This is a genomic window from Okeania sp. (genome assembly GCF_035285525.1).
GTDB lineage: Bacteria > Cyanobacteriota > Cyanobacteriia > Cyanobacteriales > Microcoleaceae > Trichodesmium.
In genome coordinates, this window is record NZ_JAYKGW010000179.1 from 1 (window position 1) to 16974 (window position 16974).

Genomic DNA, 16974 nt, shown 5'->3' on the forward strand with positions numbered 1-16974 from the left:
ATGGAACTGAACCTGTTTACGAACCTATTGAATTTGAGAGCAATGTCTTACGGTTAGAAAATGAGGCGGAATATGTATTTACGGCTTGAGCAGGAGCGGATAGTCTATCGGTAGTGGATGCTAGCAACCCTGAAGTTGTGGTTAACAATACTAGCAGCGAAGATTTAGCCTTGGCTAAGATTCCTGTGGGGTTTGATGGAGTAACGGATCGCCCAGAGTCGTTGGCGATAACTAGGGATAATAGTCGAGTTTATGTACCGTTGAAGTTTAGTGGTGGGGTCGCTGTGGTAGACACGATGGTGTTGTCACAGGTGGTACCGGATACCCCCGATGTTACCGACCCCATTCCTTGGCATGGTGGGGCGCGACCAATAGATATTGCTCTGGGGTTGAGGGATGAATATGCTTATAGATGAAAATCAACCCCTAGTTTATGTGTTGGATATCGACTCGTTTTCGAGTACATATCATCAGGTGGTGCAGACTATAGAGTTAGAGAGTTTGAGTGGGTTGAACAGATTAGCTATTAGTAGCGATGGTCGGCATTCCTTAAGGTTTGAAGAGGTAAAATCTCGCGATTTGAGGGAAGATCGAACTTTGCCTGAAGATTTTTATCAGGTGTTAAACGATGATTATATAAGATTTGAGGGCGATGAATATGATCGAAAACAGAAAACAGGGCGAATCATTAAAGAAGTTGTTAATGGAAAAACCAGCAATTCTACCTATATTAGGGGTCATCTAGTTCCTCAAGAAGACCGAAACAGGAATCCTGGAAATTACGATCCTAGTCATAATACTAAGCGCGAAAATTCTCCTTTTAGGTTTGCCCCTTCAAAATGAGCATTTTCCCAATCTGTCTCTGTCAAATCAGCGCCAATTAAGATTGCATTCATTAGGGAAGCAATGTACAGACCAGCTTCATTAAGAGCTGATTTATAAAGGAAATATTAAGTTAGCTAGTCGCCTCACCATAAGGTGGATTAAAGAGCCATAAATCATGGCTTCACTTACATCTGAATACACCTCATAATATGACCTTAAACGTCAAAATCTATTCAAACAACCAAAAGTCCGCTCAACAATCCATCTCTTAGGTAACTGCTTATGCATTTTGGGTAGTTCTCTTGATTACTTCTACCCTCACGCGATACTGCTGACGCAACGCTCCGCAAACGCCACAAACTGCCTGAACTGCACTCGCACTCATTCTTACCAGAATAACCCTGATCTACCCAAAGCACTTCTAATTTCGACAGTTTATCCCTGGCTTCATTGAGTGCTACCACTGCTCCTAATCGTTCTGAGGCATTCGCTTCCGTTACGAAAACACCAATTAATAATCCTTGGGAATTTACGACAATGTGACGCTTACGGTCTTTAACTTTCTTGCCACCATCGCGCGCCGTATACCTCCCCCTTTTTTCTGTTGTCTTCACTGACTGGGAATCAGCAATGGCAACCGTTGAATCTTTATCCCTATCTAATTCTGTTTCTGTTCTTAATTTTTGGCGTATTTCCTATGCGCATCTGCTGCCAAAAACCACTTTTGTGCCATTTTTTGAAATATCTGTATACAGTGCTGTAAGTTGGTAGATCATGAGGCATCATTTCCCACTGACATCCAGTCCGTTAGACATAGAATATGGCGTTGAAAATTTCTCGGAAATCTACCTCTATCCAATGACCAAACCCCTTGGGTAAGGGTACTAGGGGCTTGACTATTTCTCATTCATAAGTCACTCATATCATTTGGGTATGGTTGACGGTGAGGATTAGCGATCGCAGGTAGATGACTCATTAGTTATAGAATGGATTAACTATAGCAAAGAATAACACCATATTCACTTGTTACCCAACTTTCTTTAGATTTTCTTTATAAATCAGCTCTTAACATATTGTTCAATATAAAATTGATATTGGTCAATCAAAATATACTCTTTAAAATCAGGAATTGAGCGATCAAATTTAAACTTTTCACCACGGTCATAATTTGTTGTTGATTTTGATAATACTTCCGCAATTATTGAGGGATTAGTAACTGTATCCTTGCGATTTTGATAATAAGATGGTTCACTTTCAATTATCATTAAATCGGGGTAAGTATATAAATTATGATCGGGTATCCACAAACGTACATCACCGATAAATACACGATAACTTTTGCCTTTTAAAGCTAACTTTAAATAAGCATAAAAATTAGCTCCTATTTCGTTATAATGAGTAGTTGCATCTGTCATTAAAATAATTTATCCATTTCTATATTCATGCTTATATTCAGGAGTTTCCTCTAATAAAAAATATTCTTAAGGAGTATATATTTTATTTTTTGTTTGAACTTGCATATTTTTCTACCTTTTTCCCTATTCTATATTCTCAACTTCCCCTCATCAGAGGGGTTAGGGGTGGGTTGACTCCTGTGCCCTTTGCCAAAAACCTGTATTTCGCCCTATTCCCTGTTCCCTAAAAGCAATAAGATTTTGTAGAGGAATCAAATAGAATTGCTATAGCAATTTATTCATTCAAACTACCATCTGGCATAATTGCACCTTCTAAATTAGCGCCTTCCAAATTAGCTTTTGTCAGTTTTGCTCCCAGTAAATTAGCTCCCTGCAAATTAGCTCCCTGCAAATTAGCTTTTTCAAGATCTACATGCAGTAACCTAGCACCCGCTAAATTTGCTCCTACTAAATCTACTCTCCTAAGACTAGCATCTTTTAAGATTGCCTCCCTAAGATCAGCACCCCGCAGACTAACATTATTCATATTTGCAGCACTTAAATTAGCTTTTCTTAAATCAGCTCCCTTCAACTTAGCTCCAGTAAGTTTAGCATCACGAAAATTAGCATTATAAAAATTAGTGCCAACCAAATTTGCCTGAGACAAATTTGCACCAGATAAATTAGCTTCCTGTAGGTTAGCACTTTCTAAGACAGCTCTAAATAAACTTGCTCCACTCAGAGAAGCTTTTTGCAGTTGAGCATTTGCTAAATTAGAATTAGTCAAATTTGTACCTTGTAATTTAGCGTTGTTTAAATTTGCTTCCTGCAGTTTAGCATTGCTCAAATTTGCTCCTGGTAATTCTGCGTGAGCGAGGTTAGCATTTTGTAATCTTGCTCCTTTCAGTTCAGCACCCCTTAAATTAGCTCTGAATAAATTTGCATCTCGCAAATAAGCATCTTCAAGTTTAATTCCTGCTAAATTTGCCCCACGGAGATGACAACCTTGACATTCTGAAGTTTCTTGCAATTTGGCAATTGAGTTTTTGCTAGAAGTTCTTTGAATAGTTTTTTCTGGGTGAAATCTTGGTGTTCTCTGGAAATTTGTTTGATATCGTTGCTGCCGGACAATTGTTAAACTTGTCGCCAACAGAGCAAGAGCAGCAATACTAGCAACTCCAACTATAGCAGATGCTTTAACAGGTTGCATTGCCATTGCTACATTTTTAAAGTTAGGAGCATCACTAAAAACTGGTATTGGTTTGAGTGCAGCTAAAGCTGCTGCTGCACTTGCAAAGCGATCTTTAGAATTGGGAGATATCATTTTCTCTAACCACATGGTAAATAGGGTACTCAGTTGTGGCATTATTTTTTTGAGGTTCAAGCGGTGGTTGCGGTCAAATAATTTTCTGACATTTGTACTGGGAGTACCTGTAAGTAAGCAAATTATGGTTACACCTAAACTGTATAAATCAGAATTAATAGTGACAGAACCATTCAATTCTTGTTCTGGTGGCATAAATCCAGATGTACCACTGAAACCATCACTTAAATTTTCTTCTATTCCTATACGCGCACAACCAAAATTTATTAAATATGCAGTCGGAAATTTATCAGTGTGGGAGTAAGTATTAACTAATATATTTTCTGGTTTAATATTGCCATGAATAATTGGCGGTTTATTTTTCTGTAAATAAACTAAAATCTCTAAAATTGAAATAGTAATTTGTTTAATTTGTTCTGGGGTAAAATTTCTTTTTTCTGCTAAAGATTTTCCCTCTTTATATTCTGTAATTAAACAAAATCCTTCAGGAGTTTCTAAAGCATCAATATAATTAGGAATACGGGGATGTTGTAGTTGTTTGAGAATTTCTACTTCCCTTTCATAAGCTTCAAACCCTGCCCAATTTGCTTCACCATCTGCAAAACTAAATTCTTTGATGAAAACTTCTTGGTCTTGTTTGAGAGCTAATCCCTGATATGTAACTTCTCCCTGCTGTTGATGAGGTTCCATTTCTCTAATAATTTCATAGCCGTAATTAGAAAGTTCTCGTTTCATATTAATAGTACCGCCGTATTTTTTATACTTGTTAATGGGGTGTTTGTGCCAAAATTATATTGTTGTGATTATATCATATTTTTTATTGAGTAGCAATTACAAATTTTTAGCTTGATTTTTAATAATTATAAAAGTAAGTATTATGGTTTTTCATGGATTCATAATTTGATATTTATGAAGTAAATATATAGCAATCCTAAATCGGTTGTAATAAGCACCTACACAAAATTGATTACACATTATGTTAATTTTCTGTGATACCAATTTCCATGTATTATTGCTATACTTGAGGAATACTTCAGTTATCAAATAATTAGCACAAACAAAATCATTTTTTACCAATTTCAGCTAAGTTAATGTTAATTTTTATTATGTTTACTTCTCCCTCACTCCCTTACTCTTCTACGGACGTTGCATAACAAAAATGCTAACGTCCCTACCCTGCTCAAGCAAATGTAGAAAAGTTTTTGAGAAATGGTATTATTCCTTACCTCTTGCCTGTTTCCTGTTCCCTCTCTCAAATAGGAAATTAATTTTGCACGACTACTTATTCGAGCATAGGGGTTTGGTTTCCAAATCCTTTAGCGCTTGGATTTAGAGACCAAATTTCTACAGTTTTTTTTCTCACCAATAATTTTTTATGGCTATAGACTTCTTTTAATATTAAATTTTTATTTAGAAAATACGCTGTAGGGACTTTATATGCAACTTCCCTACACAGTAGAAAATATGGTAAATAATTAACGATTTATATGGCATAATTTATCTGACTTTTTATTATCGGAAATGTTTAGTATTTTCTGCTATTATAAGAGAATAAAACTTCTCAAAAATGAGGTTAATTATGACTGAGCCAAATGCTCGTGATTTATTTAAAGCTGCCTACGAACATCGCTACACTTGGGACTCTAATTTTCCTGGTTGTAGTGCTAATATCGAACTAAAACAAGGGTCAGAAATCTATAATGGCCAAATTTCCATTAAGCCAGATTTAACTGTGGAAGTTACAGGTATTCCAAACGAAGAAGTACAACAAAGTGTTTATACTCAACTACGAGATGTAGTTACTCACCGCAAGCGTTCATCATTTGAAGCATCCCATGGTAAAAATAGCTTTAGCCTTGGTAATAGCGATGACACAGGTGCAGTTGAAATTCTGGTTGCAGGAGATGCCATGGGTTCAAATTACAAAATTAGAGGCAAAGAAATTTGTCTAGTTAGTCGAGTTATGGGTCGGATGGCTTTCGTGATTAATACCCATAAAACCTTGGAGACACCAGAAGGCTGTATTGCTACTCACTATAATGCTATTTTCCGCAATCCTCAAACTAATGAAGTAATTAGGGAACTGGAATTTGAGGACTCTTATGAAAAAATTGGCAATTACTATATAATGACTAAGCAGGTTGTTAATTCTACAGAAAAAGGTGAAAAAACAACAACTGAATTTAATTTTTCTAATATTAAACTATTAGAACCAGCAGTTGTCTAGAAATCAGAAATTTTGGTTTATTTTTCTGTTTAATTAGTTAGGATAAACCAGATTTCAATTATCTATAATAAATCCGACAAAATCAGGAGAAAAAAATGAGTAAAGCACTAGCACTTACAAGTGAAAATGTTGAAACTGTATTAGATGAATTACGTCCCTATCTGCAAGCAGATGGTGGTAACGTTGAATTAGTAGACATTGACGGTCCAATAGTTAATCTCAGATTACAGGGAGCTTGTAGTTCTTGTCCTAGTTCTACCATGACTCTAAAAATGGGTATTGAGCGCAAACTCCGGGAAGAAATTCCTGAAATTGCTGAAGTTAATGCTGTGTAATGTAAGCATATTTTTTTCGACTCACATTATCAGGACTTACGCAAGTGCAACGTATTTTCGTCCGATACGACAACAGGAAGCAATCTCAAACCCCTGTTTTTCGTCCCTCATTGCTTTAGTCCTAATTATTTTCAAATGTGGGTCGAAAATTCTTATTCGTGTAGATGTTGTAGATGTATAACAATCCTAAATAACTTGTAAGATTTGAGCGTAGGGTTTTGGTTTCCAAACCCTACAGTTTTTTATCACGAATGATTTCATAGATTATCAGAAAATTTGGCCGTATGTAGATACAGCAGTTTCCGAAGCTATTAGGACTTACAGAAAGGCACTATATATATATATATAGCGTATCTGTCCGTGACGATGACGGTAAAGCACCCTACTAATAGCGTTCATGGGTAAGTCCTGGCTAGAAACAAACTATGAAAAAAGTAGCCGAATTTTGATAAAGCAATTATAATCTTTCTAATCTGTACTTAAATGAGCAATCTTCTTTTTTGTCCCCTCTTGATTCTAAGGTCGGTCGATGGGTTTGCTTGTCATTTTAGTTATAAATATCTCTGGACTAAAGCCATGAACGCTATTAGTAGGGTCCGTTACGCTGACACTAACGCACCGATACGCTATATATAGTACCTTTGCGTAAGTCCTGTATCTATTAAAAACCCCTTAAATCAACCCGACAAAAGACCTGTTCAAAAAATAATGTTGTACAAAAAATTATTCTATATCAAAATACACTTTTTCAAATGCCAAGATTAAAATCTCCAAATATTTCTCCCCATTTTGACGTTATCGTAGTAGGTTCCGGAGCAGCAGGACTTTATGCTGCTCTTTGTTTACCTACTCATCTCCAAATTGCCTTAGTTACTAAAAATACCATAAACATGGGTTCAAGTAACTATGCTCAGGGAGGTATTGCTGCTGCCATTGACCCATCAGATAACCCTACATTACACCTAGAAGATACTCTCAAAGCTGGAGTAGGTTTGTGTGACCATGAAGCAGTAAAATTTATGGTGGAGAATGCTCCAGAAGCGATCGCTCACCTAGTAGAAATGGGAGTTGCCTTCGACCGCAAAGGAGAAAAACTAGCAATGACTCTGGAAGCTGCTCACTCTCGTTCCCGCGTACTTCACTCCGCAGATACCACAGGTCGAGCTATTATTGATACACTTGTTAGTAAAGTTTTAGAACGTTCCAATATTCTCATAATTTCTCAAGCAGTAGCATTAAATTTGTGGTTAGCTCCCCAAAAAAATCGAGTTCAAGGAATTAGTCTTCTCCATAGAAATAAAATTGAGTGGTTAAAATGCTCCGCAGTAGTTATGGCAACAGGTGGAGGCGGTCAAATATTTGCCCAAACTACTAACCCAGAAGTTAGCACTGGGGATGGGGTTGCCATTGCTTGGCGTGCAGGAGCTGTTGTCAGAGATTTAGAATTTTTCCAATTTCATCCCACTGCTTTAACCAAACCAGGAGCGCCTCGTTTTCTCATTAGTGAAGCAGTTCGTGGAGAAGGAGCGCACCTAATAGACGAAAAGGGAAACCGTTTTGCCTTTGAGTATCATCCTGCTGGAGAATTAGCTCCCAGAGATGTTGTCAGTCGAGCTATTTTCTATCACTTGCACAAAACTACTAGCGATCCTACTCATGCTCATGTTTATCTGGATTTGCGAATACTGGCTCCAGAACGTATTCGTTACCGCTTTCCTAATATTATCAATGTCTGTCAAAAATGGGGTATTGATGTTTTTCAAGAACCTATTCCGGTTGCTCCTGCTGCTCATTATTGGATGGGGGGAATAGCTTGTGACTTAATGAGTCAAACCTCAATTCGCGGACTTTATGCGATTGGGGAAACTGCAAGTACCGGGGTTCACGGAGCCAACCGTTTAGCTAGTAATTCTTTGTTAGAATGTTTAGTATTTGCGGCTCAACTATCTCAGATTGAAATTGAACCAAATTTGGTTGCTCCTGATTCTGATGTTTTTCAGGTAGACTATGACTGGGATGGAGAGATGGAAGAGATACAGGCAATTAGGAAAATGTTGCCAAGTTTAATGTGGGAAAGTGCAGGCATTTCTCGTCATGGAGATATGTTAAATCAAGCGCTATATCAAGTTAATCGGTGGCGAGATAATTTGGCAAGTTTTGAGATAGTCAAATTTTTAGCTAATGTTTTACCTAACCAGAGGATTGAATTAAATTCTGCTAATGCAGAAGAGCAGTTGCGGATAACAGCGGAAACAATGAATCTTTTAGATTTGGGTTATTTAATTCTCAAAAGTGCTGGATGGCGAACTGAAAGTAGAGGTGGTCATCATCGTAATGATTATCCCAAAACTTCTAATGATTGGGATGTACATACTTTGGTACAAGGCGATCGCTTGTGGAAGTCACCAACCAATATTAAATCTGAAGTCTCAAAAAAGATATTTTGATCGGGACTTACGCAAAGAAACCGGGTTTCTAGGACAAATCCTTGTTTTGAACAATAAACGTCTACCCTCGTACCGGCTTTCTGGGTTCAAGCTTCTGCATTTGTCTGATATCATATCCGTTAGTATCGTTTGTGTAAAAATAAGGAAAATATCTACCGCTATGTAGGGTTTTTCCTTCTTTTGTAGGGGGAAACGGCCGTTGCGCGCTCCGCGACATGAAACGCCCCTACTTCTTCCTTACCTTCTTTTATAATACTGATGCCACCGAACATAATATGAAATATGCTGTAATATCAAATCCGCTGACTACGGTTCCCGATAAATTGGAGAATAAAATCATACCATCACAAAAGAGCTAAAAGCCTAATCTGCACAGGGTTTAGAGACTAAACCCCTACGGCCTTTAATTCTACCGATACTATCGGATTTGATATAACTGATAACTGATAACTAATAGACATCTCCAAAAATAAAAAGTAAAATCAATTATTATCTATAAATTATCAATTCTTCTTCCCAGTTAAGTGTTCCCAGTTAAGCGTTCCCTGTTCCCTCTTTTCTGGAGATGTCTAATAATTGAAATGACTATTTACTTTTACCATCAAACAGAACAACCTTATGGTTGTTTCTCCAACTTTTCTCCCCACGGTTTTGAACTTGATAGACTCTGGTAGTCAACTTCAGAGCATTATTTTCAAGCCCAAAAATTTGTGGGAACTCAGCATCTCGAAGAAATTAGATTGGCAAAAACACCCGCAGATGCTGCTAAAATGGGACGACAGCGTATTCGTCCCCTCCGCCCAGACTGGGAGGAAATTAAAGAGGATGTGATGGAGCGAGGTTTACTTCGTAAATTCCAAACCCATAAAGATATTGGCGAAATTCTTCTAAGTACAGGGGATGAAATGATAGTAGAAAATGCTCTTCAAGATTATTATTGGGGACGTGGTAAAGATGGAAGTGGGAAAAATCGTTTGGGGCAGATTTTAATGAAAGTACGAAATACGTTAAGGAATAATTAATAATTCAGCTTGAAAGCCTCTGGCGCTACTTTTTACCAAAAAAAAAGAGGTATAAAGCCTCCCCTGGTTCGGGGATGAAAAAATTTTAACACGGTTCCCGATAAATCAGTATTTCAAGCCTCCGAATTTAGTCGGAGGTTCACTCTCTACTGATAACTGATAACTGATAACTGATCACTGATCACTGAAATGACTATCTAGCTATCAAGTCAGGTCTCAGATTTTTCGCTCCTCGCAAATAGATATGCGCAATTTTTTGGCTGTGAGTTTCCGGCATATTTACATGAATCAAAAATCTGATACAACGTTCTAAACTACCCTCAACGTGCATTTGCTGCACATCTAATAAAGGTACATGATCCCAGTGAGGACGTTGGCGGGCGATCGCTGCTGGAAAAATCGCATCTAAGTCACGAGTCACAGAGAAAGTTGTACTAATAATTTGCTCTGGTTCGATTTGATTCTTAGCTTCTAGCTCATCTAGCAGTTCCGTGACTGCCTCTCGAATTGCCTCTACTGAATTTTCTGAGACTGTAATTGCTCCACGAATTGCTTGAACTCGCCACGCCACGTCAAAATCCTCCCAATAACAGTTTTGTACTATAAGTTTGACTAACTATCAGCTTTTAACCATCAGCTATCAGGTATTAGTGGTTCTAGATTGAAATCTTTTCCTCAATGTCCCCAAAAAATTCTGTTGATTGCTGATTGCTAACCACTGATCGCTTTATTAAGGTTTATACAGCCACAAAGGTAAACCACTGGTAGAAATTTCAAATTCTACCCAGTTCTGGGCCGCCGATAATTTTGATGATACCTGATTATTACCCAAAACTTTATTTATTAAAGATTTTGGTTTTTCTAAAGTACAACTCTCAGTTTTCTCTGGATCTAAATTTACCAGTTCACAAGCCCATTTTCTTGCATCTTCCTCAGTACCTAAACGGTCTACCACACCTAAGTGTAATGCTTGTTCTCCTGTAAAGATACGACCATCTGCAAAACTTTTGACAGTTTCTACTGCTAAATTTCGGGCATCGGCCACTGTTTGGACAAACTGCTGATAACTAACATCTATTAAACTCTGGAGAATTTCTCTTTCTGGCTCAGTAATTTCTCGGTCAAAGGCCAATATATCCTTGTATGGTCCAGATTTTACTACTTTAAAGGAAACTCCTACTTTTTCCAAAAGACGCTCTATATTGTTGCCTCGCAAAATTACGCCAATACTACCAGTAATCGTCCCTGGGTTGGACACAATATTTTGGGCACCCATACCAATATAAACGCCACCAGAAGCAGAAATATTACCGAAACTAGCGACAATTTTGACTTTCTCTTGCAGTTTTTTCAAGGCACTGTATATTTCTTGAGAGTCAGCTACAGTACCCCCAGGACTATCTATCCTCAGTAATAAAGCTGGAAATTTTCTTTCTTCTACCGTTTTGAGTGCTTCTAATACTCGTTTTCGGGTATCGCTGGCAATGACACCATTAATTTCTATTCGGGCAATTTGTTTACGATATCGGGGCTTAAATGGCCAAATCATGCTGTTTTATTTCAGTTATCAGTTAACAGTTATCAGTTATCAGTATCAAGCGCTGAAACCAGAGGCTGGAAATACTGAATTTTATTTTTTTTCGTACCCCTTACAAAAAGCAGGGTTGAGACCTTCTTTTTTGGTCAAAATACGAAAGACAAAAGTAATAGACTTTTTTAGGGGTTAACATATTCAAGTTAAATTGTCAATCAAAATAATACTAATGAATATTTTTATATTTTACTATATGATTTAGCAAATTAATAATTATAGACATTTTTTTTTAAATTATTATAATTATTAATAATATTTTAACTAATTGACTAAATACCAATCTGTAAATTCATGGAACTAAAACTAACTAATTCAAAACTTCCTTTTGCACCACTTTTACTCATTGCTCCCTTTTTTTTCTGGGGAACTGCAATGGTAGCAATGAAAGGTGTGATTCCTCAGACGACACCATTATTTATGGCAGCAATGCGTATCTTACCCGCAGGAATACTATTGATACTGGTAGGAATAATTTTGGGAAGACCTCAACCGAAAAGTAAATTAGCTTGGTTGTGGATTTTATTATTTGCTTTAGTAGATGGTACTTTGTTTCAAGGTTTTTTGGCTGAAGGGTTAGTCAGAACAGGTGCTGGTTTGGGTTCGGTGATGATTGATTCCCAACCTCTAGCAGTGGCTATTTTATCATTGTGGCTATTTCAAGAGAGAATTAGATTTTGGGGCTGGTTAGGGTTAGGTATTGGTATTATTGGTATTAGTTTAATAGGTTTACCTGACGAATGGCTCGGAAATTTACTGCACCCAGAAACAATAGAAGTATCTTTGGGAATAGATGTACTGTTTCACAATGGAGAATGGTTAATGTTATTAGCAGCTCTATCTATGGCAGTAGGAACAGTATTAGTGCGTTGGGTTTGCAAATATAATGACCCAGTGATGGCAACTGGTTGGCACATGATTTTAGGTGGAGTGCCATTACTTATTATGTCTGCAGAGTTCGAGTCTCAGCAGTGGGTTAATATCGATCAGTATGGTTGGGTAGCTATGGGTTATGCTGCTGTTTTTGGCAGCGCGATCGCTTACGGTTTATTCTTTTATTTTGCTTCTTCGGGTAATCTTACGAGTTTAAGTGCTTTAACTTTTCTAACTCCAATTTTTGCTTTATTGTTTGGCAACTTCTTTTTAGGAGAAGTTTTGAGTTCACTACAGTCAGTGGGAGTAGGTTTAACTTTAGTGAGTATTTATTTGATTAATCAACGAGATGTATTAGCTGAGAAGTTTAAATTTAGTATTTTTAAACAAGAAGAAGAAAACTTAGACAAACCAACCCAAAAACCTAGTTTATTACCCTGATATCAAATCTGGTAGTATTCGCAGAAAAACCCAGAAACCCGGTTTCTTCGAGAAACCGGGTTTCTTTGCGTAAATCCCGATAATACTCCGAAGCAAGGAGATTAGATAGAATCAGGTTCTATTCCTAATTCTTTAAGTTTAGCAGCTAGACGTTCAGCACGTTGCTTTTCTTGTTCAGCTACTTCTCCTGGCAATAATACCAAATTTCCTTCCTCGTCATAAAATCGTAACCATACTGCCGATTCTCGCATAATAGTTCCTTCCCAAGTACCTAACCATAACTCTAAATCCTGGCACCACAACCATCCCTTATCATTCTTCTGCAACTTCTGATATTTCTTATTTTGCAGTTCCCATCCCTGTAATGACTTCGAGTCAAATGGATCGAAAATAAAATAATATGGAGTACGGAAGGTTTGCTCGTAAATATCCTTTTTCTTGCCAATATCTACATTAGCAGTTGAAGGAGATGTGAGTTCAACTATCACATCAGGATAACGACCATTTTCTTCCCAAACTACCCATCCTTGACGAGCTGTATCATCTTGTACATTCAAGACCACAAAGAAATCAGGACCTTTGAAATCGCGATTTTTAGCTTGAATACTACTGTAATAAATAAACATATTACCACCAACAAAAAAGTCCTTGCGAGCTGACCAACGTTGATACAAAGAATCTATCAGAAGATTCATGGCAATACGGTGACGTTTGCTTTCCAAGAGTTCTCCATCATCAAAGATTAAGTCTGTAGGTGGCATCGGTGGTTCCCAGTCGGGAATCACTTTGGTTAGTAACTCGGTTTTGGGAGAAATTTCTGTAGTAATCATTTTTAGCCCCCTCCAATTGTGTTTTCATTATTTATAATAGCATGGATTTAATAATATTAGGTAACATTCATTAATGGATAATTGATAATTAATAATTACCTCTCTCTTTTAGGGAAATGATTGACTAAAATGAAAAATAAAAATTCCCCCTTTATGGGATATTTTGAAACTGAATTATTTAATTATTCATTATTCAGCAAACAGGAAAGAAAAAGAATATTTAGGATAATAGAAAACAGGACTTATTTTTTTCTATTACAATAGAAATTGTTGATTTTATAAATAGTATTTTTTGTAGAGATTATGGATGGCAAAATCTTTTATTCTTGGCAATCAGATTTACCAAATAAGACAAATCGTGGATTTATTGGGGATGCTCTTAAGAAAGCTGTCAAGTCTATTATTAATGATAATTCTATTATAGTGGAACCAGTTATAGACCGGGATACTCAAAATGTACCTGGTTCGCCAGATATTGTTCAGACTATTTTTGATAAAATTGACCAGGCTCAGATTTTCGTGTGTGATGTTTCGATTATTAATTCCAATTTATCAAATGCTGGAAACCGTAGATTTATTCAGAAAATACCGGAGAGTTTTCTTGATTTTTTCTATAAAAATGCAAACTCTCGTCCTATTCCAAATCCTAATGTATTAATTGAGCTTGGATATGCAATGAAAACTTTAGGAGAAGAAAAGATTATTATGGTTATGAATACTGCTTTTGGTAATCCCGAACAATTACCATTTGACCTGCGAATGAGACGAGTTATTTGTTACAATATGCCGGAAGATAATCAAGAACAACCTACAGAACGCAACAAGTTAACAAAATCTCTTGAAAGAGCTATTATTCCTATTTTGCAAGAATTGGAATAAGAAATAATAAAGAAACTTTTGATCAAACAATTAGAAGAAGAAAGAACAAGAAAACTTTGAATTACTGAAAGGGTAATAATAAGTATCAAACAAGGCGATCAGTGGAGTGAATTCCAAGTTGATGAGTTTATGGAATCATTAGATAATCAAATAAAAAAACTTGCACCTGAATTTTCAAAAAAAGTGTAGAAAACGAAGATTTACTAATAAAAGCAATTGATAAAACAGAAGAGTTAGTTATACAATTTTCTAGTCTTGCAGAAGCAATAGCGACTACAATAGAATCTATCAATGCAGCTACTAGCTTATACGGATACTTTCAAGTAATGTTCGTTAATTATGATCATTTTTATAACTCATTTGGCGACCTTATTGATGACATTGATGATACTGTAATTCAAGTTAAAGATTCTAGTAATTTAGATTTTTATAGGTCACGAACTGTTTGTGACATATTTTTCTTTTCTAATTCGAGAAAATCGCTGGAGATTAATCTTAAAAATCCTTGATGAGGATATTTTTGAAGATAATTCAGTTTTACAGCTTAATCAAGCAATAAAATTGAATGACGTATCTCAGCCTATAGAATTATTTGAAAGTTCCTCAAATAATTGTCATTCAGAGATATTAAATCAGCGTCATACAAATGGAAAAATCGCAGAAATTGTACCAATGCAGCAATTTATTGAAGCTGATTTTTTCTTATTTATCTTATCTGAAAGTAACACCAAAGATGACAGTGATTCATATTGGCATGGTTGGAGTTTATTGTACATGGAACAAATTCCAAAATATTTATTAGAAGCAAGAGAAGTAGATTTTGCCAAACAATTATTGCCACCTTTAGGTTTAGAAACAATAGCAGAACTTCGCGATTTAATATCTCATGTTAAAACTAGATTATAAGAAATATGGAACAACTCATCTATACCATATTCCCATCTACCTTTAAAAAACTTTAACCCAGAATATATTGGTTCTATTTAATTAATTATTTATAACTTTAGTAGTGAATTGACATACCTAAAATGTTAATATTAGGGTGAGTTTTAGTTAGGGTTTTCATCCTCAACCTAAAATTTAGATAAACTCGTCCTAATGCACAAAATTAGTTCTGTTAGTCCCCTCAAAATTACTGATAACTGATCACCAATATCTGTTATAAATAAACTAAAGTTGTCTAGGATATAAAAACAATATATGGTCTCAGATATTGACAAATCCACAATTGACTTCATTGAATCAGAAGTAAGCAAATTACTCAAAAATTTGCCCAACTTAAAACAACAAAAATGGATTGGGCGATCGCTATCCACCATAGTTAATATGGCAGGAGAAGAACTTGAACGTCTGGACTGGAAAATATTAGCTGCCTCTTTACAAGACATGGAAAAAGGATTTAAAACATTTTATCCCTATCGTCATGTTCGTAAAATTACCATATTTGGTTCTGCACGAATATCTCCAGATACCCCAGAATATAAAATGGCAGTAGAATTTGCTCATTACATTACTAAACAAGGTTTTATGGTAATGACTGGTGCTGGTCCTGGGATAATGCAAGCTGGCAATGAGGGTGCAGGAAGAAACAAATCTTTCGGTCTCAATGTTCATTTACCTTTTGAACAAAAATCTAATCCTTTTATAGAAGGTGACAGTAAATTAATTAATTTTAAATACTTTTTTACTCGCAAATTATTTTTCCTTAAAGAAAGTGATGCTTTAGTTTTATTTCCTGGTGGTTTTGGTACTTTAGATGAGGCATTTGAAAGTTTAACATTAACCCAAACAGGTAAATATGGTCCTGCTCCTTTGGTTTTAATAGATTATCCAGGAGGAAATTATTGGCATGATTGGAATGATTTTATTCATCAACAATTATTGCGAAGAGGTTTAATTAATCCAGAAGATTGTAATTTTTACACTATTACTGATAATTTAGAATCAGCTTATGAAGCGATCGCCAACTTTTATAAAGTATATCATTCTAGTCGTTATGTAGGAGAGAAGTTTGTCATTCGTCTTAACTCCGAACTTTCACCAAAAGAAGTTGATTTTTTGAATCAAGAATTTAGGGATATTTTGATTGCAGGAAAGATTGAGAAAAGTAAAATTTTACCAGAAGAATCAGATGATGAAACTTCTCATTTACCTCGTTTAATTATGCACTTTAATCAAAAGAAAAGTGGTAGATTATTTCAAATGTTAGCTCAGATAAATCAAATGGGAAAAAATACAACAAAAACTCATCCAAGGCATAAATAATGTAAGCATTCTGCATCGTCAGCTAACAGCTATCAACTTCTGAAAAACATCTATAATTTCCGGCTATAAATTATATTGGTTAAAAGCTCAGATATTTAGATATATAGTTGAAAAGTAGAAGTAGAAGTTGAAAAAGCGCTTGACTTACTTCATTGATTAAAAAACTAAGAGCTGACTGCTGAGGTACTAATAGCTGAATGCTTACTAAATAGGGTTGGCTGATTTATCGGGAACCGTAAAAGTCTGCTAGCGAAGTAAGGGAAAACTTAACTGTTTGGAGTATCTTCTACGGCAAAATTTTCTGATAATCAGGGTCGAAATTTTACCATTTTGAGACGACAATAGCCAAAAAATAGGTACTTTTTCAACACCTAAAAAGGCTAAAACCTTTATCTGTGTTTTATATCAAATTCAGTAATATTTGTATAATTCAAGAACGTAGGGGTTTGGTCTCCAAACTCTCTACAAACTACAGAAACAAGCCTTAACTAATAACTGAAAAAGCTAATAAATGATAACTG

The 16974-nt window shown here is 35.9% G+C and carries 14 protein-coding genes and 4 pseudogenes; 10 read left to right on the forward strand and 8 right to left on the reverse strand.

Translation table 11 applies throughout. The annotated features are described in order from the left end of the window. Positions 1-113: 113 nt before the first annotated feature. Positions 114-416: a hypothetical protein gene (locus tag VKJ25_RS17370; protein WP_324237896.1), complete on the forward strand. Its 303-nt coding sequence runs from the start codon at positions 114-116 to the stop codon at positions 414-416. Continuing rightward, positions 397-843 (forward strand): hypothetical protein, encoded by a 447-nt coding sequence (locus VKJ25_RS17375; RefSeq protein ID WP_324237897.1) that lies wholly within the window; start codon positions 397-399, stop codon positions 841-843. Before VKJ25_RS17370 ends, VKJ25_RS17375 begins: the two co-directional genes overlap by 20 nt. Positions 844-851: 8 nt before the next feature. Here VKJ25_RS17375 and VKJ25_RS24890 read toward each other — a convergent pair. The 5 genes and pseudogenes from VKJ25_RS24890 to VKJ25_RS17385 form a co-directional block, all read right to left on the reverse strand. After that, positions 852-896 (reverse strand): annotated as a pseudogene (locus tag VKJ25_RS24890) (hypothetical protein); the annotation flags it as partial. Between the two features lie 327 nt (positions 897-1223). Further along, positions 1224-1517: pseudogene (locus VKJ25_RS24685) on the reverse strand (transposase); the annotation flags it as partial. Then, positions 1480-1620: pseudogene (locus VKJ25_RS24690) on the reverse strand (transposase); the annotation flags it as partial. The pseudogenes VKJ25_RS24685 and VKJ25_RS24690, both read right to left, overlap by 38 nt. A gap of 263 nt (positions 1621-1883) precedes the next feature. Next, positions 1884-2240 carry a Uma2 family endonuclease gene (locus VKJ25_RS17380; protein WP_324237898.1) on the reverse strand — a complete coding sequence of 119 codons (357 nt, stop codon included), beginning with the start codon at positions 2238-2240 and terminating at the stop codon, positions 1884-1886. A gap of 274 nt (positions 2241-2514) precedes the next feature. Continuing rightward, complete coding sequence (locus tag VKJ25_RS17385) at positions 2515-4278, reverse strand: pentapeptide repeat-containing protein (protein WP_324237899.1); 1764 nt, start codon at positions 4276-4278, stop codon at positions 2515-2517. 844 nt (positions 4279-5122) lie between these two features. Here VKJ25_RS17385 and VKJ25_RS17390 point away from each other — a divergent pair. From VKJ25_RS17390 to VKJ25_RS17405, 4 genes and pseudogenes are all read left to right on the forward strand, one after another. After that, positions 5123-5770 carry a DUF3386 domain-containing protein gene (locus VKJ25_RS17390; RefSeq protein ID WP_324237900.1) on the forward strand — a complete coding sequence of 216 codons (648 nt, stop codon included), beginning with the start codon at positions 5123-5125 and terminating at the stop codon, positions 5768-5770. 95 nt (positions 5771-5865) lie between these two features. Beyond that, positions 5866-6105, forward strand: coding sequence for a NifU family protein (locus tag VKJ25_RS17395; protein WP_324237901.1), 240 nt, complete (start codon positions 5866-5868; stop codon positions 6103-6105). Positions 6106-6857: 752 nt separating this feature from the next. After that, a complete protein-coding gene (gene nadB, locus VKJ25_RS17400) occupies positions 6858-8552 on the forward strand; it encodes an L-aspartate oxidase (RefSeq protein ID WP_324237902.1) in 1695 nt (564 codons plus the stop codon). A 581-nt stretch (positions 8553-9133) separates the two neighbouring features. After that, positions 9134-9574, forward strand: a pseudogene (locus VKJ25_RS17405) (NADAR family protein). Between the two features lie 193 nt (positions 9575-9767). On the opposite strand, the gene aroH reads toward VKJ25_RS17405, so the two are convergent. Together aroH and sppA are read right to left on the reverse strand one after the other, a co-directional pair. Continuing rightward, positions 9768-10145 carry a chorismate mutase gene (aroH, locus tag VKJ25_RS17410; protein ID WP_324237903.1) on the reverse strand — a complete coding sequence of 126 codons (378 nt, stop codon included), beginning with the start codon at positions 10143-10145 and terminating at the stop codon, positions 9768-9770. 159 nt (positions 10146-10304) lie between these two features. After that, positions 10305-11123 carry a signal peptide peptidase SppA gene (gene sppA / locus VKJ25_RS17415; protein WP_324237904.1) on the reverse strand — a complete coding sequence of 273 codons (819 nt, stop codon included), beginning with the start codon at positions 11121-11123 and terminating at the stop codon, positions 10305-10307. 336 nt (positions 11124-11459) lie between these two features. Between sppA and VKJ25_RS17420 the strand changes: the two genes are divergently transcribed. After that, on the forward strand, positions 11460-12479 hold the full coding sequence (locus tag VKJ25_RS17420) for a DMT family transporter (protein WP_324237905.1): 1020 nt from the start codon (positions 11460-11462) through the stop codon (positions 12477-12479). Between the two features lie 101 nt (positions 12480-12580). On the opposite strand, the gene VKJ25_RS17425 is transcribed toward VKJ25_RS17420, so the two are convergent. Next, complete coding sequence (locus VKJ25_RS17425) at positions 12581-13309, reverse strand: Uma2 family endonuclease (protein ID WP_324237906.1); 729 nt, start codon at positions 13307-13309, stop codon at positions 12581-12583. A 303-nt stretch (positions 13310-13612) separates the two neighbouring features. Here VKJ25_RS17425 and VKJ25_RS17430 point away from each other — a divergent pair, with 303 nt between their 5' ends. From VKJ25_RS17430 to VKJ25_RS17440, 3 genes are all read left to right on the forward strand, one after another. After that, positions 13613-14188 (forward strand): hypothetical protein, encoded by a 576-nt coding sequence (locus VKJ25_RS17430; protein ID WP_324237907.1) that lies wholly within the window; start codon positions 13613-13615, stop codon positions 14186-14188. 447 nt (positions 14189-14635) lie between these two features. Continuing rightward, positions 14636-15094, forward strand: coding sequence for a hypothetical protein (locus tag VKJ25_RS17435; protein WP_324237908.1), 459 nt, complete (start codon positions 14636-14638; stop codon positions 15092-15094). A 294-nt stretch (positions 15095-15388) separates the two neighbouring features. Continuing rightward, positions 15389-16453, forward strand: a complete 1065-nt coding sequence (locus VKJ25_RS17440) for an LOG family protein (RefSeq protein ID WP_324237909.1) — start codon at positions 15389-15391, stop codon at positions 16451-16453. Positions 16454-16974 lie beyond the last annotated feature (521 nt).